Origin of the sequence: Streptomyces sp. Q6, assembly GCF_036967205.1 — a bacterium.
Lineage (GTDB): Bacteria > Actinomycetota > Actinomycetes > Streptomycetales > Streptomycetaceae > Streptomyces > Streptomyces citrinus.
Map to the genome: position 1 here is coordinate 37,210 of NZ_CP146023.1, position 25,113 is coordinate 62,322.

General features: G+C 67.9%; 26 protein-coding genes and 3 pseudogenes. 15 read left to right on the forward strand and 14 right to left on the reverse strand.

Annotated elements, in window-relative coordinates; translation table 11 throughout:
• Positions 1-59 precede the first annotated feature (59 nt).
• Positions 60-740 (reverse strand): class F sortase, encoded by a 681-nt coding sequence (locus V2W30_RS39680; RefSeq protein ID WP_338704021.1) that lies wholly within the window; start codon positions 738-740, stop codon positions 60-62.
• Positions 741-747: 7 nt separating this feature from the next.
• Positions 748-1,557, reverse strand: coding sequence for a hypothetical protein (locus V2W30_RS39685; RefSeq protein WP_338704022.1), 810 nt, complete (start codon positions 1,555-1,557; stop codon positions 748-750).
• A gap of 706 nt (positions 1,558-2,263) precedes the next feature.
• On the opposite strand from V2W30_RS39685, the gene V2W30_RS39690 reads away from it, so the two are divergent.
• The 3 genes from V2W30_RS39690 to V2W30_RS39700 all read left to right on the forward strand — a co-directional run bounded on the left by V2W30_RS39690 (position 2,264) and on the right by V2W30_RS39700 (position 5,380).
• Complete coding sequence (locus V2W30_RS39690; protein ID WP_338704024.1) at positions 2,264-3,937, forward strand: sulfite oxidase; 1,674 nt, start codon at positions 2,264-2,266, stop codon at positions 3,935-3,937.
• Between the two features lie 112 nt (positions 3,938-4,049).
• A complete protein-coding gene (locus V2W30_RS39695; protein WP_338704025.1) occupies positions 4,050-4,634 on the forward strand; it encodes a sigma-70 family RNA polymerase sigma factor in 585 nt (194 codons plus the stop codon).
• Positions 4,631-5,380 (forward strand): anti-sigma factor, encoded by a 750-nt coding sequence (locus V2W30_RS39700; protein WP_338704026.1) that lies wholly within the window; start codon positions 4,631-4,633, stop codon positions 5,378-5,380. The genes V2W30_RS39695 and V2W30_RS39700 overlap by 4 nt, the downstream gene beginning before the upstream one ends.
• A 97-nt stretch (positions 5,381-5,477) precedes the next feature.
• Here V2W30_RS39700 and V2W30_RS39705 read toward each other — a convergent pair whose 3' ends face one another.
• Entirely contained in the window at positions 5,478-6,059 is a 582-nt protein-coding gene (locus V2W30_RS39705; RefSeq protein WP_338704027.1) for a fasciclin domain-containing protein, read from the reverse strand.
• Positions 6,060-6,354: 295 nt separating this feature from the next.
• Here V2W30_RS39705 and V2W30_RS39710 point away from each other — a divergent pair, with 295 nt between their 5' ends.
• The 4 genes from V2W30_RS39710 to V2W30_RS39725 all read left to right on the forward strand — a co-directional run bounded on the left by V2W30_RS39710 (position 6,355) and on the right by V2W30_RS39725 (position 8,599).
• Positions 6,355-6,807, forward strand: a complete 453-nt coding sequence (locus V2W30_RS39710) for a hypothetical protein (RefSeq protein ID WP_338704028.1) — start codon at positions 6,355-6,357, stop codon at positions 6,805-6,807.
• A 42-nt stretch (positions 6,808-6,849) separates the two neighbouring features.
• Entirely contained in the window at positions 6,850-7,350 is a 501-nt protein-coding gene (locus V2W30_RS39715) for a DUF4383 domain-containing protein (protein WP_338704029.1), read from the forward strand.
• Between the two features lie 135 nt (positions 7,351-7,485).
• Complete coding sequence (locus V2W30_RS39720; RefSeq protein ID WP_338704030.1) at positions 7,486-8,136, forward strand: fasciclin domain-containing protein; 651 nt, start codon at positions 7,486-7,488, stop codon at positions 8,134-8,136.
• 334 nt (positions 8,137-8,470) lie between these two features.
• Positions 8,471-8,599: a hypothetical protein gene (locus V2W30_RS39725; RefSeq protein ID WP_338704031.1), complete on the forward strand. Its 129-nt coding sequence runs from the start codon at positions 8,471-8,473 to the stop codon at positions 8,597-8,599.
• A 452-nt stretch (positions 8,600-9,051) separates the two neighbouring features.
• Here V2W30_RS39725 and V2W30_RS39730 read toward each other — a convergent pair whose 3' ends face one another.
• Together V2W30_RS39730 and V2W30_RS39735 are read right to left on the reverse strand one after the other, a co-directional pair.
• Positions 9,052-9,381, reverse strand: coding sequence for a chaplin (locus V2W30_RS39730; RefSeq protein ID WP_338693779.1), 330 nt, complete (start codon positions 9,379-9,381; stop codon positions 9,052-9,054).
• A gap of 454 nt (positions 9,382-9,835) precedes the next feature.
• Positions 9,836-10,321 carry a polyketide cyclase gene (locus tag V2W30_RS39735; protein WP_338704032.1) on the reverse strand — a complete coding sequence of 162 codons (486 nt, stop codon included), beginning with the start codon at positions 10,319-10,321 and terminating at the stop codon, positions 9,836-9,838.
• 659 nt (positions 10,322-10,980) lie between these two features.
• Here V2W30_RS39735 and V2W30_RS39740 point away from each other — a divergent pair.
• Positions 10,981-11,145 (forward strand): hypothetical protein, encoded by a 165-nt coding sequence (locus V2W30_RS39740; RefSeq protein ID WP_338704033.1) that lies wholly within the window; start codon positions 10,981-10,983, stop codon positions 11,143-11,145.
• Between the two features lie 206 nt (positions 11,146-11,351).
• Here the strand turns inward: V2W30_RS39740 and V2W30_RS39745 are convergent, their stop codons facing one another.
• From V2W30_RS39745 to V2W30_RS39775, 7 genes and pseudogenes are all read right to left on the reverse strand, one after another.
• Positions 11,352-11,828 carry a hypothetical protein gene (locus V2W30_RS39745; protein WP_338704034.1) on the reverse strand — a complete coding sequence of 159 codons (477 nt, stop codon included), beginning with the start codon at positions 11,826-11,828 and terminating at the stop codon, positions 11,352-11,354.
• A complete protein-coding gene (locus V2W30_RS39750; RefSeq protein WP_338704392.1) occupies positions 11,825-12,505 on the reverse strand; it encodes a RibD family protein in 681 nt (226 codons plus the stop codon). The genes V2W30_RS39745 and V2W30_RS39750 overlap by 4 nt, the downstream gene beginning before the upstream one ends.
• A gap of 49 nt (positions 12,506-12,554) precedes the next feature.
• Entirely contained in the window at positions 12,555-12,722 is a 168-nt protein-coding gene (locus V2W30_RS39755) for a hypothetical protein (protein ID WP_338704035.1), read from the reverse strand.
• Positions 12,723-12,880: 158 nt separating this feature from the next.
• Positions 12,881-14,423: pseudogene (locus V2W30_RS39760) on the reverse strand (ISKra4 family transposase).
• Between the two features lie 66 nt (positions 14,424-14,489).
• A complete protein-coding gene (locus V2W30_RS39765) occupies positions 14,490-15,017 on the reverse strand; it encodes a hypothetical protein (RefSeq protein WP_338704036.1) in 528 nt (175 codons plus the stop codon).
• 79 nt (positions 15,018-15,096) lie between these two features.
• Positions 15,097-15,609, reverse strand: coding sequence for an immunity 21 family protein (locus V2W30_RS39770; protein WP_338704037.1), 513 nt, complete (start codon positions 15,607-15,609; stop codon positions 15,097-15,099).
• Positions 15,610-15,916: 307 nt separating this feature from the next.
• Positions 15,917-16,768 (reverse strand): helix-turn-helix transcriptional regulator, encoded by an 852-nt coding sequence (locus tag V2W30_RS39775; protein ID WP_338704038.1) that lies wholly within the window; start codon positions 16,766-16,768, stop codon positions 15,917-15,919.
• Between the two features lie 179 nt (positions 16,769-16,947).
• Between V2W30_RS39775 and V2W30_RS39780 the strand changes: the two genes are divergently transcribed.
• Positions 16,948-17,748: an NADPH-dependent F420 reductase gene (locus V2W30_RS39780; RefSeq protein ID WP_338704039.1), complete on the forward strand. Its 801-nt coding sequence runs from the start codon at positions 16,948-16,950 to the stop codon at positions 17,746-17,748.
• Positions 17,749-17,863: 115 nt separating this feature from the next.
• Here V2W30_RS39780 and V2W30_RS39785 read toward each other — a convergent pair whose 3' ends face one another.
• On the reverse strand, positions 17,864-18,844 hold the full coding sequence (locus tag V2W30_RS39785) for an AraC family transcriptional regulator (RefSeq protein ID WP_338704040.1): 981 nt from the start codon (positions 18,842-18,844) through the stop codon (positions 17,864-17,866).
• A gap of 40 nt (positions 18,845-18,884) precedes the next feature.
• On the opposite strand from V2W30_RS39785, the gene V2W30_RS39790 reads away from it, so the two are divergent.
• The 6 genes and pseudogenes from V2W30_RS39790 to V2W30_RS39815 all read left to right on the forward strand — a co-directional run bounded on the left by V2W30_RS39790 (position 18,885) and on the right by V2W30_RS39815 (position 23,464).
• Positions 18,885-19,799: an alpha/beta hydrolase gene (locus V2W30_RS39790; protein WP_338704041.1), complete on the forward strand. Its 915-nt coding sequence runs from the start codon at positions 18,885-18,887 to the stop codon at positions 19,797-19,799.
• A 340-nt stretch (positions 19,800-20,139) separates the two neighbouring features.
• Positions 20,140-20,349 (forward strand): annotated as a pseudogene (locus V2W30_RS39795) (SDR family NAD(P)-dependent oxidoreductase); the annotation flags it as partial.
• A 591-nt stretch (positions 20,350-20,940) separates the two neighbouring features.
• Entirely contained in the window at positions 20,941-21,078 is a 138-nt protein-coding gene (locus V2W30_RS39800; RefSeq protein WP_338704042.1) for a hypothetical protein, read from the forward strand.
• A gap of 303 nt (positions 21,079-21,381) precedes the next feature.
• A complete protein-coding gene (locus V2W30_RS39805; RefSeq protein WP_338704043.1) occupies positions 21,382-21,570 on the forward strand; it encodes a hypothetical protein in 189 nt (62 codons plus the stop codon).
• 410 nt (positions 21,571-21,980) lie between these two features.
• A complete protein-coding gene (locus V2W30_RS39810; protein ID WP_338704044.1) occupies positions 21,981-22,949 on the forward strand; it encodes a NucA/NucB deoxyribonuclease domain-containing protein in 969 nt (322 codons plus the stop codon).
• Complete coding sequence (locus V2W30_RS39815; RefSeq protein ID WP_338704045.1) at positions 22,946-23,464, forward strand: hypothetical protein; 519 nt, start codon at positions 22,946-22,948, stop codon at positions 23,462-23,464. The genes V2W30_RS39810 and V2W30_RS39815 overlap by 4 nt, the downstream gene beginning before the upstream one ends.
• Before the next feature lie 757 nt (positions 23,465-24,221).
• Here the strand turns inward: V2W30_RS39815 and V2W30_RS39820 are convergent.
• Positions 24,222-25,031 (reverse strand): annotated as a pseudogene (locus V2W30_RS39820) (IS5 family transposase).
• Positions 25,032-25,113: the final 82 nt, after the last annotated feature.

Below are 25,113 nucleotides of genomic sequence, written 5' to 3' on the forward strand. Positions count from 1 at the left end.
CGGATTGGTCTACTCCACAAGGAAATCTGCGGGGGCGTCGCTGGAGTTCGGGCGCGGGTTCAGGACTCGGGGTCGAGGCGGGCGTAGACGACGGTGTTGTCGGCGTAGGAGTGACCGCTGTATGTGCCGGCGCAGGTGATCAGTCGCAGTGCGGCGTAGTCGACGTTGCCGTAGACGTCGATGGAGGGGAAGTCCTTCTTGGCGTACTGCTCGGTGCGGGAGACGGTGAAGCGGGCGGTGGAGCCGTCCTTGCGGTGCACGTACACGTGGTCGCCTGCCTTCAGGCGGGCGAGCTGGAAGAAGACTGCCTTGGTCTCATTCCACGTGACGTGACCGGCGATGACGGCCGGGCCTCTGGCGCCGGGGGTGGGGCCGGGTGTGTACCAGCCCACGCGAGCCGGGTCCTTGGGAGTCTGCATGGCCCGGTGCGCATCCAGAGCCAGGCGTTCCAGCGAAGTGTCGACGCCTATCGCCGGGATGGACAGGCGCGTCGGCGCCGACGCGGCCATCACTGCAGGACGCTCGTCGTGGTGCGGCGAGCTGCTGTTCCCCGCCGCTGAGGGCGGCGCGGACCGACGAGCAGGTTCCTGCGCGGGATGGGCAACGGGAGGTGCGGGCTGTTGCCGCAACAGGCCTACGACCAGGGCGGTGGCACCCAGCAGCAGGAGCACGGCGGCCGCCGTGGCCGACAGCGAGCGCTGTCGGCCACGGCGCAGCCGCCTGAACAGGCGGGAATCCATCGCCGTGTCAGCGGGCGTTGTCGCCGAGGTGGGCACGGCGTCGGCGTGCCACCGTGAGCGCGCCGGCCGCGGCGAGGGCCGCTCCGCCGCCGGCGATCAGGCCCGGTGCTTCGATGCCGGCGGTGCTGCCCGATCCGGTTTCGACACCGCCCGCCGGCATGGAGCCGACCGCTGCCCCCTGGACCATGCCGCAGTCCGTCGGTGCGGTCGCTTCCTGCGGAAGCTTCGGGTCGAGTTCGCTCTTGCCCTTGCCGAAGTCGTACTTGTCGTTGTGGTTGGGATCGATGCCGTGCTGGACCACATGCAGGTCCTTGATGTGGTCGGCGACCTCCTGCGACACGGTGATCGTGCGCTCGTAGGAGAGTTTGCCGCTCTTGTCCGCGACCGGCATCCGGTCGACGGCCAGACCGCTCTTCTTGGACGTGTCGCCCTTGGTGGTCAAGGAGATGTTGATGTCGCCGTAGACCGGAAGGCCCTCGGCGGTGGTGACGATGCCGTCCTTGTTCTTGTCCGCGGACGCGTCCGGGCAGTGGAAGTCATGGCCGTCGGTGGAACCGTGGATGTGCTGTGCGTGGGGCTGGCCGGGCACGAGTCCGGACGCTTCGATCTTCACGGTGAGCCGGGTGCCGTCGAGCATGAGCATCGCCGTGCCCTTGGCGCCGGAGTTGTTCAGCGAGGCCAGGTCGATCTGGTACGTGTCGCCGGAGCCACTTGCCGCGGTGTGGCCGGTGTGCGCGCCGGCGGGAACAGCGGCCAGGGCGAGAGCCGCGGGAACGGCGGCAAGGGCGGTCAGTCGTGCGGTGTGACGGGCTATCACAGCAAGCCTCTTTCCTGTGCCGTTCAGCGATCTGCCGACGGCTTCGGACTCCACAAGCTTCTGACTCCCCTATTCCGGAGGCCTACCGGGAGGCGGATTGGTCGCATCGTGGTCGGTCTGTTGAGCGGCGTGTGTGTCTGCGGGTTCCTGAGGTGTGTGCGAGATGGCTCTCAAGACGGCTTCCCTCAGCTCCGCGGGCGGCGTCACCGGGCACGGTTCAGGGCTCAAGTGGCAGGTCGCGAGGCGCATTTCGCCTCGGTCACACGCACGTTGCTTCCTGCTGCCGCGGCAGGCCCGGGCCCTGAACCGGCAACCAGCCGCAGGCTCGGCCCGTACCCGCCTCATCAACGACGCGAACAGGATGTGCACTCTCACGGCTGCTCCCCCGGAGTAATCGACCTGGCCGCTGAAGCGGCAGGTATCACCGCTTTCCTGCGGCGGCCGTTGCCTCGCCTTATCGGGCGGTGTGGTGTGGGTCGGTGTGCCCGCCGGTAATCCGGCGGCCTGTGCCCCACGGCTTGGTCTTCGCACAAGCCGTCACTCTTTCGCCCCGCACACTGCCCTCCAGATCGTGGAATACCGGCAGCCCGGCGGCGCTGCCACCAGGGACCGCGCCGCTCTGCCTGCTACTGCTGCCGCAGGCCCCTTCATCCCTCGATGGCGTGAACGACCAATCCAGGCGCAGCGCAAGAACGGATTCCCGCACATGGACGACGACTCGACCCCCACGCATCTGCGCGGCATCAAACGCCTGTCTCTGGGCGCACTGAGCGGACTGCTCGCCGGTTATGCGGCGATCGCGGTCGCCGAGCTGGTCTCCGCGGCGGTGCGGCCCGAATCGGGTCCGGTCATCGCGGTTGGCGGGGCGGCGATCGACCGCACCCCGCCGGCGGTCAAGGACTGGGCGATCCGGCAGTTCGGCACGAACGACAAGCTGGTGCTGCAACTGGGCATTCTGGCCGTGCTGACCGTGCTCGCCCTCGTGCTGGGGGCGCTCGCCGCACGATGGCGGCTGATCGGTTCCCTCGGTGTCCTCGCGTTCGGCGTCGTCGGTGCCCTGGCCGCCACCAGCAGGCCCGACTCCACCAGCATCACCGACGCGCTGCCCTCCGCCGTCGGCGCCATCGCCGGCGCCTGCCTGCTCTACTACTTGACCGGCCGCCTTGGACGCACGGCGAACGTCGCCGGCCGGGCCACCGTCCCTCCAGGCTCGGTTTCGGAAGACTCCGCGGCGCAGGCACTGGATGACACAGCCCCCGTACATGACGCTGACGGCTCAGGCGGGTCGGGGTGGGACCGGCGCGGGTTCATCCTGGCCGCGACCGCCGCGGCCGCGGCTTCCACCGGTGCCGGGCTCGCGGGCCGGGCGCTGAACGGGTCCCAGGGCCAGAACGCCGTCGCCTCCCGGAAGGACGTCGTGATCCCCGCCCCGGCGTCGAAGGCGGCCCCGGTGCCGCGCGGCGCGGCCCTGCGGATCAAGGACATCAGCCCGTTCATGACGCCCAACGGTGACTTCTACCGCGTCGACACCGCACTGGTCGTCCCGAAGGTCGACGCCACCAGCTGGAAGCTGCGTATCCACGGCAAGGGCGTCGAGCGCGAACTGACCGTCTCCTTCGCCGACTTGCTGAAGATGCCGCTCATCGAACGCAACATCACCCTCACCTGCGTCTCCAACGAGGTCGGCGGCCCCTACGTCGGCAACGCCCGCTGGATCGGCGTCCGCCTGACCGACCTCCTCAAGCAGTGCGGGGTGAAACCGCCGTCGAAGGGCGGGCCCGCGGACCAGCTGGTGGCGCGGTCGGTGGACGGGATGACCATCGGCAGCCCGGTCGAGGACGTGATGGACGGCCGCGACGCGATGCTCGCCCTCGGCATGAACGGCCAGCCGCTGCCCTTCGAGCACGGTTTCCCCGTACGCATGATCGTGCCCGGGTTGTACGGCTACGTGTCGGCCTGCAAATGGATCCAGGACATCGAGCTGACCACGTTCGACGCCTACGACTCGTACTGGGTCAAGCGGGACTGGGCACAGAAGGCGCCCATCAAGACCGAGTCCCGCATCGACACCCCCAAGCCCTTCGCCCGCCCGAAAGCCGGCACCGTGATGGTCGCCGGAGTTGCCTGGGCGCAGCACCGCGGCATCGACAAGGTCGAGATCCGCGTCGACGACGGGCCCTGGGAAGAAGCACGCCTCGCCACCGAGGACACCCGCGACACCTGGCGCCAGTGGTCCTACCCCTGGGACGCCACCAAGGGCGGCCACACCCTGACCGTCCGGGCCACCGACCGCACCGGCGAGACCCAGACCGAGCAGCGCACCCCCACCATCCCCGACGGCGCCTCCGGATGGCACTCCGTCGTCGTCACCGTCGACTGACTCCTGGCCAAAGCGCACTTCGGGCCCTGATTCGAGTAGAAGGGGAACGCTGTGCGTTACTGGTGACTTTGACCTGCTCTGCCGCTGCCCAGCGGTGTTCGGAAGGCGGCACATGACACACCCCAGGCCGATCAGGCCCGGCCCAACCCGTGGACCTGATCTGCAGGAACAGCTCGCCCTCGTCGCGCAGGGGGATCGCGATGCGTTCTCCGTCATCTATGACGCGGTGGCTGCGCCCGTGTTCGGCGTCGTGTGCAAACTGCTGCGCGATCATGCCCAGTCCGAGGAAGTCGCCCAGGAAGTCCTCGTCGAGGTCTGGCGTACCGCGGCGCGCTACCGGGCGGATCGGGGCACGGTCCTGAACTGGGTGCTCACCTTGGCGCACCGCCGCACTGTCGACCGGATCCGCTCGGTGGAGGCGGCTGCCGCGCGCGACCACCGCGTCGCGCTGCTCGATCAGGTCCCGGAGTTCGACGAGGTGAGTGAACAGGTGGAGGGGCGGTTGGAGCGGGAACAGCTGCGGCGCTGCCTGCGTTCCCTGAGTGTGATCCAGCGTCAGTCGGTGACGTTGGCGTACTACCAGGGCCTCACGTACAAGGAGGTCGCCGAGACACTGTCCGCGCCGTTGGGCACCGTCAAGACCCGGCTGCGTGACGGTCTCATCCGGCTTCGCGACTGCTTGGGGGTGACCGTATGACCGCCCCGACCGACCTGCACACGCTGACGGGCGCCTACGCGCTGGATGCCCTCGACGAGGACGAGCGCGTCGCGTTCGAGCAGCACCTTGCCAAGTGCGAGGACTGCGCCCAGGAGGTACGTGAGCTGACGGCGACCGCTGGACGGCTGGCCCTCGCGGCCACGATGCCGGCACCGCCCCGCCTCAAGGCCCAGGTGCTGGAGCAGATCGCCGGTGTGCGCCAGGAGCGCCCTCATTCTGCGGTGACGGCCTTGTCGCGCACAGCGCGTCGCGGGCACGCCATGCGCTGGGCGCTCGCCGCCTGTGTCGCCGCTGCTGCCGCTCTCGGCGGCACGACGCTGTGGCAGCACCAGCAGGCCGACGAAGCCCGTCAACAGGCCGAGGCCGCGCAGCGCCAGGCCGACCAGATCAATGAGGTGCTCGCCGCCCCGGACGCCACAGTGACCTCGACCGCCGTCGGCGGCGGGGCGCGCGGCTCCGTGGTCGTCTCGCACGACAGCGACAAGGCCGTCTTCATCGCCTCCGGCATGGCGAAGCCGCCGGAGGGCAAGGTGTACCAACTGTGGTTCACCGACGGCGATCAGATGCGCCCGGCCGGCCTGATGAACCCATCCCGGGCGAGCCAGAGCGTCCTGATGACGGGCGCCGTCGACAAGGCGTCCGGCGTGGGCGTCACCCTCGAACCGGACGGCGGATCAAAGCAGCCCACCACCCAGCCGGTGGCCCTGCTGCAGCTTCCCGCCTGATCGACCCCGCCCTTCCTGGGCATGATCAAGGGGTGCACCATCGGTGCACCCCTTGACTCCCCTTTTCCCTCCGACTGCGCGCCGTTCGGTCGTACAGTCAGCTCTTGGGCATCAGGACGGTGTCGATGATGTGGACGGTGGCGTTCGAGGTCTGCACATTGCCGCAGACGATGTTCGCGGTGTCGTTGACCTTGTACTTCTCGCCCGATCCGGACGTGGTGAGCATGCCGCCCTCCAGCGTCTTGAAGCTGCCGTCAGCCAGCTTGTCCTGCGTGGCCTTCTCCCCGACCACGTGGTAGGTCAGGATCTTGGTCAGCTGGGCCTTGTCGTTGAGGACCTTGTCCAGATCCGCCTTCGGGATCTTCGCGAACGCCTCATTGGTCGGCGCGAACACCGTGATGTCCTTCGCGTTGTTCAGCGTGTCCACCAGACCGGCCTTCTTCACCGCCGCCACCAGCGTCGACAGGTCCGGGTTGTGCGAGGCGGCCGTCGCCACCGGGTCCTTGGCCATGCCGTCGAAGGAACCCGCACCGTCCTTGGGCACGGAGGAACAGGCCGGCCCGAACGGGCCCGTCATGTCGTCGGCCGACGCCGCCGGGGCCAGCGCCGCCAGCGAGAACGGCAGCGCGAGCGCCGCCCCTCCGACCAGGATCCGGGTGCTTACGCGATGAGCGGTCATGATCAACACTCCTTTGCGGCGGGCGAGCGGGCTCGCCGGGCCCCCGAGCAGCCCGGGGCCGGTGAGAGCGCGGGCTACCGGGGGTCGGCGCGTCATTCGCGCCCTCACATCGAGAATTCGTCACCACGCAAGGGGCGGATTGCCCCGATTTGAGAATTTCGAGGATTTCGGCAATCCAGGGCGGGTGCTGGTGCCGGATTCCCGGTGGAGGGCGCACCCGATGGTGCGGCGCCATTTCACACTCGGACCCGCGGGCGCACGGGACGGGAGGGGAGATCCGAGGAGGAGTCTGGCCATGAACCGATCGAAGATCCGCACCCGGGCCTGCGCCGCCGCCCTGACAGGGGCCTTCGCCCTGACCGGCCTCGCCGCCAGCGGCAGCGCCCACGCCTCCGGCTGGGACCCGGACGACTGGGGGCCCGGCAGCTCCTGGTCGGAGTCTTGGACCTGGTCGGGGTCCTGGACGGTATCCGCGGCCGGGGCCTGGTCCTGGTCCGGAAACGGGCATGCCGACCATATCGCTCCGGCCGTCGTGACGGCACGGACCGAGGTCTACGTCCGTGACGCGCCGACCGTGCACGCGAAGGCGACCGCCACGCTGCCCGCGGGTTCCCATATCCGGCTGTTCTGCCAGACCGACGGTGGCCACGCGGACGGAACGTCCACCTGGTACTTCGACAACGACGCCCACGGCTGGATCAGCGCCGCCCATGTCCGGCCCACCGGCTGGCAGCCGCCCAGTTGCTGACAGCTGCCCGTATCCGCCAGGAGGGGCAAGGAGGTTCTCGCCATGACCACACTGCACGCCGGCCCCCACGCCCGACCGCGGGTGAAGCTCGACGATCACCTGCCGGTCGACCACCGCCTGAGCCGGGTCTACCGGCTCAGCGCCGGAACCATGGGCCTGTTCCTCGTGACGTTCGGCGTCCTGGGGCTCATCCGCCGGATCGGCTTCTTCGACACCGGCACCAACACCGCCCTCGGCCTCAACACCAACGGGGCCCTGAGTGTCCTTTCCCTGGTGGTCGGCGGCGTGCTCCTGGCGGCCGCCGTCCGCGGCGGCAACGCCGCGTCCACCGTCAACATGGTGCTCGGGATCGGCTTCCTGCTGGCCGGATTGGCGTTCCTGTTCGCGCTGGACAGCCGGTTCAACTTTCTCAACTTCCGCATGCAGAACGTCCTGTTCAGCTTCGCCGTCGGACTGCTGCTGATGACCGGCGGCATGTACGGAAGAGTCAGCGGGGGCCTCCCTCACGACAACCCGTACTGGCTCTCCCGGCACCCGGGCTGACCAGGGCGTACGGGGGCTCTCCTCCCCTTGGGTTTCACTCTTTCGAGGAACCGACCAATCCGCGGCGGCGACCGCACCGGATTCCCGGCGATGGAGGCGGATGGCCTTCACAGTTCTGATCGTTGAGGGATTTTCATGCAGACTCGCCTTCGTCGTGCCGCCGTCGTCGTCGCCGCCGCGGCCATGCTGCCGCTGGCGCTGACCGCCTGCTCCGACAGCGATTCCAAGGACAAGGCCTCCGACAGCGCGTCCTCGGCTGCGTCGAAGGGGTCGGACAAGGCCAGCCCTTCCGACGACATGAGCACCGCCGATGAGCCGTTCGGCTCGGCCTGTTCCTCTGTGCCGAAGGACGGCGCCGGCTCCTTCGACGGCATGGCCAAGGACCCGGTCGCCACCGCCGCCTCCAACAACCCGGCCCTGTCGACCCTGGTCACCGCGGTGAAGAAGGCCGGCCTGGTCGACACCCTGAACAACGCCGAGAACATCACCGTGTTCGCGCCCACCAACGACGCCTTCGCCAAGATCCCGAAGGCCGACCTGGACAAGGTCCTCAGCGACAAGGCCCAGCTCACCAAGATCCTGACCTACCACGTCGTGGGCCAGAAGCTGGCGCCCAAGGACCTGGAGAAGGGCTCCTTCGACACTCTGGAGAAGTCGAAGCTCACCACCTCCGGCTCCGGCGAGAACTACAAGGTCAACGACAGCGCCAACGTCGTCTGCGGCAACGTCAAGACCGCCAACGCCAACGTCTACATCATCGACTCCGTCCTCATGCCCAAGAGCTGACGGACCACGAGCCGACAGAGCCGAGCAGAGGGAAGACGGGAAACCTGCGCCCCTCCTTCCTGCTGTCACCCACAGAAATCGGGGGCAGCACAAAAGAGGGGAACAGTTCCGGGCCGCTTGAGCGGTGGCCTCCCGACGGTTGTGTCCGGTGGGCGAGGCGGACGGCGATTCGGAAGCGCAGTCGCCGGCCGCCTCGTCCACCTTCTTCGTCTCCTGGCCATCTCCGAGAGGTTTGCGGACAGGGCCTCGCCGAGAGCTCGCAGCACGTTCAACTGAAGTGGGAAATGCGCGGGTGGACGTACTGAATGTGCTGGCCTGCCTACCCATTGGGGTGGTGGCGGCCACCCTGGGGCGCCTCCTGGACACCGGCAGGCCCCGCGTGTCGGTCATGTGGACGATGGCGACCGCCGTACTGGCCGCGCTCATCGGCACGGGCGGTGCGTTCCTTGTCGCGCCCGCCTGATTTGCGGGTGGCGGCTGGATCTGTCTGATCCTTCAGGCCGGCCCCGCCATCGCTGCCGTGCTCTGTACGGAGTTCATCAGGCCCCGCAGCCAGACACCTCCGCCTCGATCCCCGGGGCCCGCCCCGCCGAAGACCTGACATCCATGGTGCCCGCACGACCATGCAGCCCTTTTCCGACTCGCCGCGAACACCGGAGACCGGTCGAGGCGGGCCGGCACCGTCCGCAGCGGGTTTGGCGGATCATCAGATGGTTCCGGCCGGTCATGCTGTGGCGGGCGCACGAGTCCGCCCTGTCTCCCACCACGGGCCCGGTCCAGCGGCCTACAGAGGGCGCGTCATGCAGCATTCATACGCACCACATCCCCGGCGCCGCGTGATGCTGCGGCACCGGGTTGCGCGATACAGCGGAGGGGCCCCTGACGGGCCGACCGCCGGTACCTACGGGCGGTGGACTACTTCCACATGCCCCTGTCGGCGTCGTGGTTCATCGAGCCGTGGTGGCCCATGTGGCCCTCGTCCCAGGCGTGATGGCCCCAGTTGCCCGAGCCGTTGGCGCAGCTGTTGCCGAAAGCCGGGTTGAGCAGGCCGATGAGGTTGACAGTGTTGCCGCAGGCGTTGACCGGGACGTGGACCGGCACCTGGAGGACGTTGCCGGACAGCACCCCGGGCGACCCCACAGCGGCGCCCTGAGCTCCGGCGTCCGCGGACGCCGCGCCCGCACCGGCCAGGACCGAACCGCCGATGGCCACCGCGATCGCCGCACTCTTCAGCACACGAGACATGAAACGCTCCACACTTCCGCACGGTCCCCTCCCCCTGAGGTCGGGGACGAGAAGCGGTTGGCTTCTCACTGGCCATCCGGAGCGTCCCTGAGGGCTGGATTGGCTGCACGGCTGGAGTTCACCCGTCCGGACTACATGCCACCCGTCGGCGCCCGTTTCAAGTCGGTGGCCCACCGGCGTCCGGAAGACACAACTCATCGGCGCATGCTGTATTTCCACGGCCCTTTCGACGAGCGCGACGTCGATACCCCAACCCGCGCCCGCCCTGGCCGTCGAAAACTGGTGAACACCGCGTACGACTTGATGGGGCATCCCCCAGTGGAGCGCCCCTGCTGACGGTCCTCGACGCCGCGAACCGACCCCGCGCACTCGCCCAGATCTGCCTGTGCCTCACCGCAGTGTCACAAGGATCGGGGCGACGTCATCGCGAGTTGCCCGCCTTCTTGCAGCAGTGTCAACCCGTCGCACCCGCCGGAGACTTCTCGACGGTACGCGCGAGGATGCCGAGCGTCGCGCGCAGGCCAGCCTCCGGGATCACCGGAAAGACGCCCGCCTCGCGGTACCTGTCATCAATCTTGCTCCAGTCGTAGTACGACGTGACGACCGTGGCGGAATCGGAGGGTTCGAGCCGGTAGCCGTACAAGTGACGGATAGGCGGCTGGATGGTGCCCGAGATCGTCCATTCCAGCAGGGCGTCGCGTTCGAAACGCGTGATGATCACAGTCACGTCGTAGCGGCCCATGGGCAGGTCACCCAGTGCCTCCCGGTCCATGTGCACAACGAACTCGTCCCCGACCGCTCCCACGGGGTCGCCCTGCGCGGACTGCAGCATGCCCGAGCTGTCGATGCTCACATGTCCCTGCGGAGAACGCAGCACATCGAAGATCGCAGAGGGCGAGGCGGCGATGTGACGCGTGACTTCGAAGCGTTCAGCTGTCATCCCTCCACCCTTGCACTCCCCCGTCGATCGTCCTACTGCCGGGGCGCCTGAATCTCGCAGGGCACCGCACGCGCCCGCCGATTACGGAGCAGTGGAGAATTCCTACACCTACAGCAATAGACATTGACGGCTATGACATACGGAGCAGATACCGTTCCGGATTGGTTCACATCACCGAATCCCTTCGATCGGCTCAGCGGCGACCTTTCCTGCCGCGCGGGGAAACGCTTCACCACTCAGGCAAGAGAACGAATTGCGCATGTTCGATGCGGTATCTACGAGCATCATCCGACCTGTTGAACGGCGTTGCAGTGCCACGTTTCACGTCCCCCGACCGCCAGTCGCGCCTGGGTGAGCGCCGACACTCATCCCTCTTTCGGCGCAACGCCCGTACGCACCCTGCATAACTTCTGGAGGTCCACTCTTCGCGCACAGGGGCCTCCTACCTGCGGTTCCCGAAGTTTCCGAAGTGCGACTCATGAATCGCGGCGCGAGAAATGGTCACTTGCGATGCGGCTCCCGTGCTTTTCTCCGTCAAGACATTTCCCATGTCTCGCAGTGAAGTCAGACTCTGATTGGCCGTCAGGTCCACAGCGCGCTGTTGGCGACGGGCCGGCCCGCACTGCGTCCACACCGCGCCAACCGGCCCTGGCACCGTCGTGGCTGTCGACGTACAGCTGTTCACCGAAATCGGCGAGTGCCCTGGCGAGGTCCTGGTCTTCGCGCAAGGCGGCTACCTCTCATGGCTGGAGGTCTGCTCTTGGAGCGATGACGTCGAGGTGAATCTCGCCGCGGCGCGGCGCTGGCTACAGCCACCGTCCTGAACCCGAGCCGACAACAGCCGGCGGTCTCGGACCCTGACGCCGCCACCACGAGCCGTCCGACATCACGAGTTCAAGTTCAGTAGCTGCTTCGCGCACCATTGAGGCTGCCCGAAGTGAGTTGCCTTGCACGTCCGCAGGCGTTGCTTCCGCCTGAAGGACGGCGAGCCGGAGGGGTTCGGTGGGAAGACCTGTCAGGGTGTGCGTACTCATTGGACTCTCTCGCTCCGAAGCAAGTGCGTGTTGGGTTGCATGGCGGCCACGGCCAGTTCCGGTAGCTCGACGACTTCGATGCCTCTCTCTTCGAGGAGGTACCTGCCTTGGCATTTGGTGACGAACGTGTCCGGCTCGCGCCAGGCGAACACGACCCTGGAAATGCCCGAGTCCAGAATGATCTGGGTGCAGCTCCGGGGCCGAGAAGCACGCTTGGAGCACGGCTCCAGGCTCGTGTAGAGGGTGGCCCCCCGGAGGCGCTCGTCATCGTGGTCGAGCTTGGCCAGTGCGCCCTCCTCCGCGTGCACCACGGGGTCGGATTCGCGACTGTATCCTCGGGAAATTTCCACGCCGGCCGCGTCGAAGACGATTGCACCCACGCTGAAGGCACCGTTGGACTGCGGGCACAACCGGGCCAGTTGTACCGCCTTGGTAAGTCGTAGGGCGTCGATGCCCGGGTACAGGTTGGTCATGCGGCGCCCCGGGGGGCGTAGCGGTGCAGCACTGTGTCTCCGAGTTGCTGGACGTCGATGAGCTTCATGCGTCGTTTTGCACCGCCTGGGAAGCGGGCGGGGCGCAGGAATCGAGGTGCTTTCTCTGCTCCCACCAGCACGGGCGCGTGGGCCACGTGCAGTTCGTCAGCCAAGTCCTCCTTGAGGAACTGTGTGTGGATGCTGCCTCCTCCCTCGACCAGAAGGCGGCGGACGCCTCGTGCTGCCAAGTCGTCGAGGATCGCGGGGAGGCCCAAGGCAGGCCCCAACTCCACGATCTCGGCCGCCCCTCGGAACTGCTGTCGCACGGCCTCGGGCACGCATCGGGTGTAGACCGTCTTCCGTCCACCGCAGTGCCAGAAGCGGAGTCCAGGGTCGAGGTCGCCGCTCGCGGTGACCACCACCTTCAGCGGGTGGGCCGGGAGGCCTCGCGCCAGGCGCGCCGCCCGGCGCTGCTCAGAGCCGACCAGGAGGCGCGGGTTGTCCTGACGCAGTGTGCCGGCACCTATCAGGAGGGCGTCGCACTCCGCCCTGACCGCGTCGACCCGGTCGAAGTCTTCCGCGCTGGACAGCAACAGGCGCTGCGATGATGTGTCGTCGATGTAGCCGTCGATCGAGACCGCGACACTGCCGTCGTCGGCGTGGATCTCCCACCTCATCTCCCCGTAGTGCGTGATGCTTTTGACGGGGTCCAAGACGCGGTGTGCCCTATTTCGCGGGAATGCTGTCGTCGGGTCCCTGGTTGTGGTCGGGTCCGCCGTCGAGGCCGTACAGGCCGCCGTCGTAGTAGATGCCGTCGCCGATTGCGTACGGGTCGTCGGCGATCTGACCGTCGTACTCCTCCGGGTAGATGCCGATGATGTGCATGTCCGTCATGGTGAGCTCCCTTCGCAGGTGATGTCCCGGCCGGCTGACCGGGCGGGACCGCGGGCTGAGCCGTGCTGCGGTCTTCTCGTGCCGCGGCCGTCAGCCCGGCCTTCTGTGCGGCGACCGTATCGGCTTTGGGTGCGGATCCTCTGAAGTGTCGGTCATGATCAAGCGGTGAGGTGGTATTTCTGCTGGTCAGGGCTTGAGTAGAGGCGCTGGTGTTCACGGGCCGCATGCATGATCCAGTAGTCCTCGAAGTCGCCGTTCGTGATGAGCGCGCGGAGTTGGAGGATGGCTTCGGCGCCATCGAGTCCCCAGCGGGCTCCGGTGATGTCGAGGCGGTCGGCGATCAGGTGGCGGCAGGCGCCCTCGACGGCGCCGGTGGCGATCGGCCAGCCGGCCGCGAGGGCGGTGTCGTAGCGGAGTTGGTCGAGGTGCCCGGTGAGGTAGCGGGCGCAGGTGGTGACAGCGTCTCGGCGGGCGGGGGGGGGAAGCTGTTCGGCTGCGGCCTGGGCGGTTATCTCGGTGGCGGCGCGGTCGGCGTGTCCGGCGAGGATCGCGGTGAGTTTGTCCGCGGCCCAGGTCTCGGCCTCGCGGCCGCCGACTGGATGGAAGGCGTGCGCGGCTGTCCAGCAGTACTCCGCGACGTGCACGAAGTCGAGCAGGACGTGGACAGCCTGGCCGCGCCGGGCCGCTTCGTCGTGGATCAGGTCGAGTTGGTGGCGGGCGCCGTCGACGAGCACGATCCAGTCCCGCAGGTGCTGCGGGTCGCGGGCGGCGGCCTGGGCAAAGGCGTCGGCGACGACCTGCTCCGGGGGACGGATCACCGAGGCGGTGCACCATTTCCGCTGCGCTTTCGGTCCCGGCCGTGGCGGCCGGGCCTCGCTGCGCCCGCCGGGCGGGTGGACGATGTCGTGCGGCCGAACGCGGGGCCGGAAGAACGTCGAAGACGCAGGCCACCGTCGCCATCCGCTTCCGGTTGGGTTTCTCCCCCGGGGCCAGGCGTCCGCGCCGCCCGGCCGCCGCGCTCTTGGCCGCGGCCCGTCGGGGGGCCTCGCGCAGGGCCTCGGGCCGCATCACCACCCCCTTCCCGTCGACCTGGATGATCAGCGGCATCTCGCGGGTGCATGGGATGGGGATCTTCGCCGCGTAGTAGGCGGCAATGTCCACGGCGGAAGCGATCACCAGTTCTTTGAGACGGCGTTTGCCCAGCACCTTGCCGCACCTTCGCTCGATCGCGGCGGCGGCCTGGTCGAACGAACCGCGGACCGCTTCCAGGACCGCGAGCCGGATCAGCCCGCGTGAGTGCCGGCCCGCGGGCAGTGACAACGTCTCGTCCGCTGGATGCACGTTGGCAACGCCTCTGCCTCGATAGGCGATCCGGGTCACCCGCACCGGCCCGAACACGCAGGTCAGCCACCGGCCATGGTCCCTCTCGCGCCAGGTCCTCACCTGTCCTTCCGGACCGCGTACCACCGCCTGTCCTGCGTCCGCGCGCACGGCGTTCTCTTCCCTCTCCGCCAGCTTGTCGAGGTGATCTTGCATCAACTGCCGCAGCAGTTCGCGTCCTTGCCGCTCGAGCAGCAGCTCCAGCTCGTCATGGGTCATGCCCCGCGCCGGGGCACCGGCCAGCGTCGAGATGAGGCGTTCGAAGGCGTCACGGGAGGCGATGTACGGATCAGGCTCGGATAAGGCGTCGTACTGTTCCACCGGGCTCTTCTTTCAGCGGATCCGATGTGGTTGGCACCCTCGAATCTAGAGAGAAGAGCCCCTTGGTCACCGGGAGTTGGCCCGCTCCCGGCCCGGACCTTGTCGGGCGAGGGTGAACTGCCCCGGCGTGTCCTCGTCGAGCCAGCCGCGCTCCACCAGACGCTTCAGCTTTCCCCGGGTCCCCTCGATCTTTCCGGTCGTCGTCGGCAAACCGATCCGCGGCACGATCTGCTTGGCATGCACCGGTCCCGGCGCATCCGCGATGACCTCCACAATGTCGCGGTAAACATCCGGCAACACCGCGACGACGAGGCCCTCACGCCACGGCGGCACCATCATCACCCCCACCCCATGGGGCGCCGACGCTTCGTTCGCCTCCGGCGCTTCCTCCGCCGCAAGGTCCGGTTCGGCCCCCGCGGCCGACAGGTCCGCCAAAACTTGCGCCACGGTCTCCCGCGTGATCTCCAGCCGCGACAGATCCTCCCGCGCCCCCTCCAGGCGCCGAGTCAACTCCGCGACTTCAGACTGGAGTTCCTCCACGCGTCGCCGAGCTGCGGCCTCCCGCGCCTGAAGCTCTTCCGGCAAAGACACCATGGCGCCCCACCTCCACCTGGCAACGGTAGAGGCGCTCCGACCCGATTACCCCGCGCTCGGCGAACGGTTCCCCAACAGGTCAGACGAGGCGTCGAAGCTGCACCAGGATGAACGACGTCTGCGGATCCGGCTCAACGTACGTGCCACGAACCCCATATCGCCCCAGCTCCAGTTCCACACGCAGATGATTCTCCGGCTCCAGCTCACCGCCCGGCCACGCCGCATCGAACAAGACGACGGCCCCCGGCACGTCCCACCGCTGCTCAGGTTCCCATACGGCCTCGGCGAGCGCGGCATCAATGCCGGCGAGCAGTTCTGCTTCCGACTCTGCAGCACACCACCGAAAGAACACCCCGTGCTCGGGAAGAAAGGACGTGGAGGCAGGCTCGTCACCGAGGACCAGCGCGAGCGACTGCCCCACCGTGACCAGGCCCCCGTACGCGTCAACACCGCAGGCCCTGTCGTAGTCCGTCTCCAGCCCGGCACCGTCTGCACCGGACCACGAAGACAACGCCACCGCGGGCACCGCGATCAACGGCCCACCGCCAGACTCCACCCACTCAACCGCACCCGGATCCCCGTACCTCGCCATGCGCGAAAACTACAGGCCGCCACTGACAACAAGCACACCAGGCGGCACGCATCACATCCCAGGCGCCGACGCTCCATTCCCCTTCAGAGGATCCGCACCCAACTCGCTTGACCCGCTGGTCCTGCCCATCGAGGCGATCGAACTCGACGCCTTCCGCGCCCGGTACGCCGGGCACACCTTCTGGTGCGGGCTGTGGCTGGGCGGCTGTGGCCGCCAGTTGACCACGAAGTTGTACGTCGACCGGGTCTGTTCCCTGTCAAGTCCTGCGTGTTGAGTTCAATGGCTGCACCCGGCGCGGCGCCGATGTTCAGTGTGCGGCTGTGGCTACGCGGTCGCGGAGCAGGGCGAGCTTCTCGGCCGCGCCGGTGTCCGGGGCGGCCCAGTTCAACACGATGTGTAAGTCGGCGCGTTCGATGGTCATGATGTCGCAGTCTAGGACGATCTCGCCGAGCTCGGGGTGGACGACCGTCTTGTGTGAACGCCCGATCGGCAGGGTTTCGTAGCGGGTCCAGAGATCGGCGAAGCGTCGGTTGGACTCCCGCAGCCCGTTGATCAGCTCGGTCACGGCGCGGTCATCCGGGTACCGGTCAGCGGCCCGGCGCAGGTCGGACACCATCATGCGCTCGAAGGCGTCGGCGTGTGCGGCGCCGCGCTCGATGCGGGAAGCGCCGGGTACGGGCGGGGCGGCGAAGTGCCCCCAGATCAGATTGCTCGACCGGGCATCGGCGTCGACCGGGCTGCCGAACAGCTCGGCCCAGAGCGGGTTGCTCTGCACGATGTCCCAGGAGGCGGTGAAGACGGCCAGCGGGGTGTCGCTCATCCGATCGATCATGCGCTGCACGCCGGGCGGCACCTCACGTGGCACCGTCCCGGACGGCGGGACGACCGCGCCTGCCAGCCGGTAAAGCAATTCGCGCTCCACGGCATTGAGCCGCAGGGTCTGTGCGAAGGCCGCCAGCACCTGGGGAGAGGGATTCTTCGCACGGCCCTGTTCGAGCTGCACGAGGTAGTCGACGGAGATGCCGGCCAAAACCGCCAGCTCCTCACGGCGCAGGCCCGGAACCCGCCGGTTTCCCGCAACCGGCAGACCGACCGTGGCCGGGCCGATGCGCTCCCTCCACGCCCGCAGTGCTGGGCCGAGCTCGGTGTGAGTGGTCATGAATCCAGTATGAGCCTGCTGGTGAGGGGCTGGGTGGTACTGGCGCTACCAGGGACGACAACGCCTGGTGCACCCCAGGGGCCAAGCCGAGTATCGACGTGTCAGTCCAAGTGCGTCAGAGGCACGGCGGAACCCTGCCGCCTTACTCGCGGCGCCTTTTATGTAAGGAGATACCCAAGATGGCACCCACCATCGGAATCATCGGCTCTGGTCTGGTCGGCGGCTCCGTCGCCCGGCTGGCGGTCGAGGCCGGCTACAGCGTTGTGCTCAGCAATTCACGAGGCCCGGAATCGATCGCGGAACTCGTATCGGAGCTCGGTCCGCTGGCGCGCGCCGCAACGGTCGATGAGGCGATCGAGGCCGGCGACATCATTGCCCTCCCCGTGCCGCTCGCGAGTTTCGAGGCCCTGTCGGCCGACAAGCTGGCCGGGAAGGTCGTCCTGGACCAGACGAACTACTACCCGGAGTTCTGGCGCAACGCCGAGCTCGATGCGGGGAAGCTCACCTCGAGTGAACTCGTGCAGAGCCACCTCAAGGACTCCCTGGTGGTGAAGGGCCTGCACAATCTGGACTGGAACCACATGTACTCCAACGCCCGCCCGAAGGGCGACGCTGAGCGGACGACCTTGCCGATCGCGGGCAACGATCCCGCTGCCAAGGAGGCGGTGACGCGGTTCTTGGAAGCGGTCGGCTACGACGTGGTCGATGCCGGATCGCTCGCGGAGAGCTGGCGGATCGAGCCCGAGACGCCCATCTACTTCTGGCCGTACGCCCCTGCCATCCCGGACGGGATCACTGGGGATGAGGAGAAGCGCTTCTACCTTGAGCACCCGGTCCCGCCTGTCTCGCCCGAAGCCGCCCGCACGATGATCGACAGCGCGGAGCGGCCGTCACCCGTCGGTGGCACGCTGGCGGGGATGCCTCCTGCCCACGTCGCCATCTTCATGGACCAGGCGAGCGCCAACACCGTGAACAAGTAGTACTCGGGCGCGCCGAGTGCCGTCCTGCGGCAGTCGGCGCGCCGATCCCTGAGTCCCTCGTCGCATGCCGACCCGGCGTTCGCCGTCCGCACGGCTGGGGTGCGAGCGGGTGCGGCTATCCCAGCCTTGCCTGTTGGCGTGCCTCGTCGCGGAAGTGTCGAGGAGAAGCCCCGACCACGCGCCGGAATGCCGTACTGAAGGCGCTCTCGGATTCGTAGCCCGTTGCGGCGGCCAGCTCGGAGATGGATCGGGTGTCGGTGCGCAGCGCGTCACGTGCCAGGCTCATCCGCCATTCGATGAGGTATGTCAGGGGAGCGGTGCCGACTTTGGCTTTGAAGGCCGCGGCGAACGCGGAACGTGACATGTGGCTGATTGCGGCGAGCTCGTCGAGGGTCCAGCGTCGGCCCACGTCCGCATGCATGGCGCGCAGGGCCGCTCCGATGCCGTCCTCGACCAGGGCGCCGAGCCAGCCGACCGGTTGATCGGTCTGATCGGCGTGGACGCGCAGCATGTGGACGAGGATGAGTTGTGCGAGGTGCTCCAGTACCAGGGAGCGGCCGACGCCGGCGGATTCCATTTCCGCGACCGTGAGGGCGGAGAGGTTCGACAGGAGTGCTCCGCACGGGTCGCCGGCCCGGACGAGGACGATGGGCGGCAGCACGTCGAAGAGTACGGAGGCGTTGGCCTGCTCGAAGACGAAGTCGATGCAGCAGACGTAGGTGTCCTCATCGGCCACGGGGCCGATGCGGACCTCGCCGTCGTTCTCGTTCTCGTGAAAAGCAGTGGCCTGGCCTGGCGCCGGATCGCGGGTGCTGGCCAGTGTGTAGGAGGGCGGGTTGTTGAGCAGGAAGAAGTCGCCCTTACGCAGCAGTACCGGCTCGCAGCCGTCGAGGGCCATCCAGCACTCGCCCTCGAGGACGACGCCCAGCTTCACGTGCGTATAGGGATCGAAGCGCACCGCCCAGGGGGAGGCGGCGTGCACCCGGGCCGGGACGACCGCCTGTGTGCGCAGCAGGCGCAGTACGTCGACGATCGGGTCGCCTGATCCGACAGACTCAACCCGCCTGGACGATGCGTAAAGTTTCTCGGAAGGCACGTTATTCATCATACGTGCGTGCGTTCCTACGGTTAACTCCATGAGCAACGCACAGACGGTACCGGCAACCGGCACCCCCACCACAGACGCACTGCCTGCCAAGAACTACAGGATGATCGATGTCCTCGGTCACCAGCTACGGGTGTATGACGAGGGGGCGACCGACGCGCCGACCCTGGTCATGTTCCACGGCGCCCCGCACAACTCGCTCGAATTCCGCTTCAACGTCCCCGCGCTCGTCCAGGCCGGATACCGCGTCGTCATCCCGGAGCACCTGGGAGCCGGCGGATCCGACCGCCCCGAGGGCGTCGAGCTGTACTCGGGCTATCACGACTACGAGCGCGCCCTGGCGGTCGTGGACGCCCTGGGCATCGACATGTTCTATGCCGAGGGCGGCGACCGCGGAAGCCTCCCGCTGTGGATGCTCGCCGCCCTGAATCCGGAGCGGGTCCTCGGGCTCATCTCGGAGAACGTCAGCCACCTCAACGGCTTCTTCATCGATCCCGCCCTCGATCAGCGCAAGCGGTCCTGGTACATGTCCTACTTCCAGTTCGAAGCTGCCGAAGAGGCGCTTCGCGCAAACGACTGGGCGCTGGCCAGGGAGTTCTTCGACTGGCACCCGGACATGGAGCACATCATCGCCGACTGGGAACGGCCCAACGGCCTCAAGGCCAGCTGGCTCAACTGGTACCACGCGACCGTCAACCCCGACCGTGCTCCCAAGGCGGAGCCGCTGCCCGACGTGACGGTGCCCGTCCTGCAGCTCTACTCCATGAACGACCCCTACATCGGTCCGGAGCAGCTGATCACCGGCCGCGAGTTCATCAAGGGCCCCTTCACCCTCAAGCGCATCGGAGGCGCCGGGCACTTCATCGCCCGCAACGCCCCCGACGTGTTCAACCGCGAGGTCATCAAGTGGCTCGGCGACCGCGAGAGTGAGCGTCTCGGTAACTGACGCCGGCCGAGATGTCCTGGGCCCGTTCGCGGGACGGGCTCAGGACGACCTGCCTCAGAGGGCTGCAGTCTGCCCGCGCGACGCTCGCGCGCAGGGCAGCAGCTCTCGCCGCCGTTCCCCCTTGCCTGGACGATCCGTAATGTCTCTTGGACTTCACGTTATGGATTGCGCTGAACCCCATCCCTCACAGTGAAGGACATGGGGCGCCCGGAACGTACATACCGAGCGAGAGACCTTAACGAAGCCCGGCTTCCCCGCAGCGCTCGCTGCCCGGATCGACCGAAGCGGGGCGCAGCCCCGCTCCTTCAACAGCCACATCTTGCCCAGTAAGGAAATACTTGTGTCAAAGTCGCTCGCTGGAAAGACCGCCCTCGTCACCGGAGGCTCCCGCGGTATCGGGCGCTCGATAGCCGAGCGCCTCGCGGAGGAAGGCGCGCTCGTCGCGCTCACCTACAACGCCAGCAAACACGGCGCCGACGAGACAGTCGCAACGATCGAGAAGGCCAGCGGAAGCGCTTTCGCGGTCCACGCACGAATAGCAGTTCCTGCCGGTCAGAGGGACCTCGGCTCTCGTCAGCCGCGTGTCGTGCGCCCGGCCGCCGGGTCGCTTCCGGACACCCTGCTTCGGTAGTCAGCGTAAGGCGGCGGGGGGGCAGGTGGAGTTCGCGGGCGGCTTCGGCGCTGGTCATGAGATCCCCCGCTCTCCGCCATCAGCGCAGACGCCGACAGCGGCGGCGATGAAGGTGAGGACACATCGGCTGTCATACCGGCCAGCCCACACCCCGGCCCTGATCAAGACCACAGGAACACTCATCGCCACGACAGCCAGCCACCTGCTGTGCTAGCCCGAACCCTCACTCCGCAGCTGCCAGTTGGTCACCCCGTGACAGCCAAGATCTCGCCGTGAACCACACAGAACACGCCGGAAAGCCCGCAAGCCCGCACGTCCAGGATCGCTGACGCCCAACCCACCGTCACCACACCGATCATTCACAGCACTGCTCCCAGCAGGACCGGGCGAAGGAGCCGGCGCAGGCGGCCTGTTTGTCCCTGCCCGCCCCTACCGTCGATGCCATGACCACGTCCTCACAGTACCCGGGGCGGAACGTTGCACACGGCCGGGAGAGACGGCAACGATGACGTGACGCGCAGGCACCTGGAGGTGTTCTGGGAGCTCGCAGACCGCAGCATCCAGGAGGACATGGCGCATGTCCTGGAGTACCTGACCCGCAAGATCCATGACCCGGCCGAGGATCTGGGCAGCCGGCCCTGGGCCTGAGGATCGTCTGGCGTTACCCGGATGCTGCGCGCGGGAGGCTGTCGGGCATGCCGCCTCGGGAGGCGGCCGCCTTCGCGGGAGGAGCGTCGGCTGCCCCTGCCCAAGGGCCGTGTGCCAGCGGCCTGTTGAGAGGGTAGGTGCGCCTCGGGTTCTGTCACGCGGTCGCCTGCGACCGTGCGCTGGAAACACATCCCACCCCTTCGGGGGGAGAAAAAATGCCTCAGTACTGCCACGTCGCATTCTGCATGTTCCCTGTTGGCGGTTCGCACTCAGCCTGAGGCACTCCCCTCGAACGAGCATGGGATGGTCGACCGTGCTTCCTGCAGGGTGGACTGCGCGCCTGCTTTGCGCCTGCTGCCTGTCCTTCTCGACGTCGTCTTGTCCACGCCGGCCTGGCTGGTGTGGCCGTTTCTGCCGGCGGAACGGCAGAAAGTGGTGCTGGAGATGGTGCGTGAGCTGATCAACTGGACCTACGGGACCAATCGTCCGTGAGGCGCAGCACCCGGTGGCAGTTGCCGGAGCCGGGTGGCATCCCGCCGAGGAGATGCGTTCACGTCACCCGAGGGTGCAGCCGTACACGGTCCCTGTGCGGACCGCTCAGCACACGGGGCGGTGCCGTCGCGTGTGCCGGTGTGCCTGCAGCTCAGCGGGCCGCCAGGTGCGCGCCGCGCGCTGGCCGACGTGCGCAGCGGCGGCCTGCCGGACGGGCGCGAGCCTGCCCCCTCACTACGGGAGATCAGGTATTGCAGGAGCTTGACGATGCTGCCCGAGAGGGACTGGGTCTGTGGAATCACCTATTGCGGTGACCCTCGGGCGCGCTGGCCGAGCGCAGGAGGTGTCCTGCGGTATCCGAAGGGGAGACGGCGTGGGCCGTCAAGAGCCTGCAGAGAGCGGATACAGCGATGCACCACAGAGGCAAGGCACTGCTGATGTGCCTCATGGCGAGCGCGGGACTGACGCTGAGCGGACCGGCATCGGCGGGTGCCGCCACCGACGACGTGCACGTGGTGCGTGAACCCGTGCGGGCGGCGGCAGGCCCTGCGTGCCGGCCCACCCCGACGCGCTTCACTTACTGCGAGAAGGCCACCAACACCTTGCTCGTGTTCGAGAAGAAGAGGCTGGTGGGCCGGGCGGACGTCGTGGTCACGCAGGCCTTCGAACTCAAGGCCACCAGCCGCGACTTCGCCGAGGACCTGCGCGCGGAGGTCACGGCCGCCACCGGCCGGGCGGTCGGCGCCACCTTGACGCTGAGCGCGTCGTGCACCGGGACCTGCAAGGCCACCGAGAAGTTCCCGAAGATGACCATGCAGGTGGGCCAGAAAGCCACCACCACCATCAACTACCACGACACGACGGCATCGCAGAACGTCACGCGCACCAGCTACGCGCTCACGGCCCGCAAGGGGCCGCTGTCGGCGGCCTCCCAGTGGAAGTCACCCTCCTACCGGTGCGACCAGCAGATCGGCCGGTCCGCCGGATGCGTGTTTCCCACGGTGAAGCCCGTGCTGACCTCCATGAGCACCCTCCCGGAGATCGCCAAGAACATCCGCCGGATCCAGGACTCCGGCCCGCACCACTACGGCGACCGTACCCGCGGCAACCCGCTCACCCGCACCACCAGCGCGACGATCGAACGTGCCAACCGCAGTCGGGCGTGTCCGGCCTCGCGCAAGCGGCCCGCGGGCATGAGCTGCGACGAGTACCCCTTCGCCCGCAGCAACCAAGGCGCCTCGCGTGTTCCACGCAAGGACTGGGGATGGGCCTGGGTGCCTGCCGGCGAGCAGAACCGCCAAGGCGGGCTCCTGTCGTCCTTCTACAGCGCCAACCGCGTCCTCAACCACGACGCCTACTGGGTTCAGGTGCCCCGATGAACACCGCGACCGCCCTCGTGTGGACGAGCGACCACCAGTACTACGTGTACGGGGACGACTTCGACCCCGCCGGGTTCTCCTACACCGGCTTCAACGGGCTCCTCGCCCCCCTCTCCCCCGGCCGGGGCATCACCGAACCCGGCACCTTCGCCCTGGTCATGACCGGCACCGAACTCGGCCCGGTCCGCGTCACCCTCACCCAGCACTCCGCCCCTCCCCCACCACCTGACCTGGACGCCTGGGACGACATCGTCGAAGCCAGCCTCCTCCTGCCCGGAACCAACCCCGGCATCACCGACGCCCACGACAACGACCCCCTGCCACCCCTCACCCGCATCGCCGGCGTCCCCAGCCGCATCCGCGTCCACGCACGCGGCCGCGACCTGGGACACCGCCAACTCATCATCGACGGCGACGAACCCCTCGAAGAACACCTCATCGACGTCTGGCCCGCCCCCACCGCGCCCCTGCATGTCTGGAAGACCACCGACGGCTACGGAGCCACCCTGCGCTGACACGACGAGGAACGCACGCGGCCGCCGGTTCCGGCAGAAGACGGTGCGCGAGGTGCCGTGCTGAGGGGAGGGGGCAACGGCCGGGCGGATGTACGGGATAGAGCCGATGCCAGGCGCGCGGGTGTTCAGTCTTGAGCCGGGGCAAGGTGCTCGAAGGCTGGCGCGGAGGAACCCACGTCGGTAAGGAGGTAGACGTCAGGGGCGTACTTGCCAGCTGTGCGCAGCCCGTGCAGTTCTCGTCTGGCTACCGTCAGGGGGGCGGTGTTCCATGCTGGAGCAGCGGTCGCGAGGACAAGGCGGTGTGCGGTAACCGTCTGGCAGCCGTCGAGGAGTTTGCACAGCTCTCTCTTGATGTCGCGGTGGGTGTCGCCCAGAGCGTTGGTCTTCTTGGCTTCGCCGAGCCAGATTTCGTCTGCGTCGGCCGATGGCGCTACCGCCGGGCAGCGTCGTAGCCGACCTTAGGTCTGCCTCTCACCCGCCACCTACACGGTTCCGCCATCTGGGTGAACGGGGTGGCGTGGAGACCGCCCTCCACAAACGCCTCTCGGAACCTCGTCCGGCCGCTGCTTCACGGAGTGCCACGGGAACAGCAGTGGCTCCCCCGGCTTCGTGGGTCGCAGACCCACGAAGGCCCGCCTCGTGCATGTGCACTCCCGCCGCCCCAGTGCTCCAATAGAAGTACTCGGGGACGCCCTCATAGGGAGTGCGCCGTGGGGTTCATCAACAAAGCCAAGGGCGACGAAGCCGCTAAGAACAGCTAACACAATGACTGGAGTTGCCGGTGGGTGATGAGGCAGCAGGCCAGTTTGAGGAAGGCTTCGTGGATGTCGGCTCGGCGTTCCCAGCGGACGCGGAGTCGTCGGAAGCCGTGCAGCCAGGCGAAGGTACGTTCCACGACCCATCGGTAGATGCCAAGTCCGGTGCCATGGCGGGTGTTTCGGCGGGCGATGGCGGGCACGATGCCGCGAGCTCGAACCTGATCGCGGTAGATGTCGTGGTCGTAGCCACGATCGGCGAAGAGCGAGTCGGGCTTGCGCCGGGGGGGCCGATGCGGCCACGGATGGGTGGGATGGCGTCGAGCAGGGGCAGTAGCTGTGTGACGTCGTTGCGGCTGCCGCCGGTGAGGATGACGGCGAGCGGGGTGCCGTGCCCGTCGGTGATCACATGGTGCTTGGAGCCTGCCCTGCCCCGGTCGACCGGCGAGGGGCCCGTGTGGAGCCCCCTTTTAGGGCCCTGACGTGGGAGGAGTCGACGACGCAGCGGACCAGTCCAGCCGTGCGGCCGCATTCAGTTCGGCCAGCAGCACCTCGTGGAGTTGCTGCCAGACGCCGGCCTCGTTCCAGTCCCGCAGCCGGCGCCAACACGTCATGCCCGAGCCGAAGCCGAGCTCCTGCGGGAGGTGTTCCCACTGGATGTCGGTGTGCAGGACGTACAGGATCCCGCACAGCACCTGGCGGTCCGGGACCGGCAGGCGACCGGGGTAGCGGAACCGCCGCTCCTTCTTCGGCAGCAGCGGCTCGATCCGCTCCCAGAGATCATCCGGCACGATCCACGGTGAAGTCCCCATGGCTCGGACAACGCCCAACTGCCCTGTCAGGCACGGCTACCAGGCGCGATGCACCTCATTGTGTTAGCCGTTCTAAGGCTGC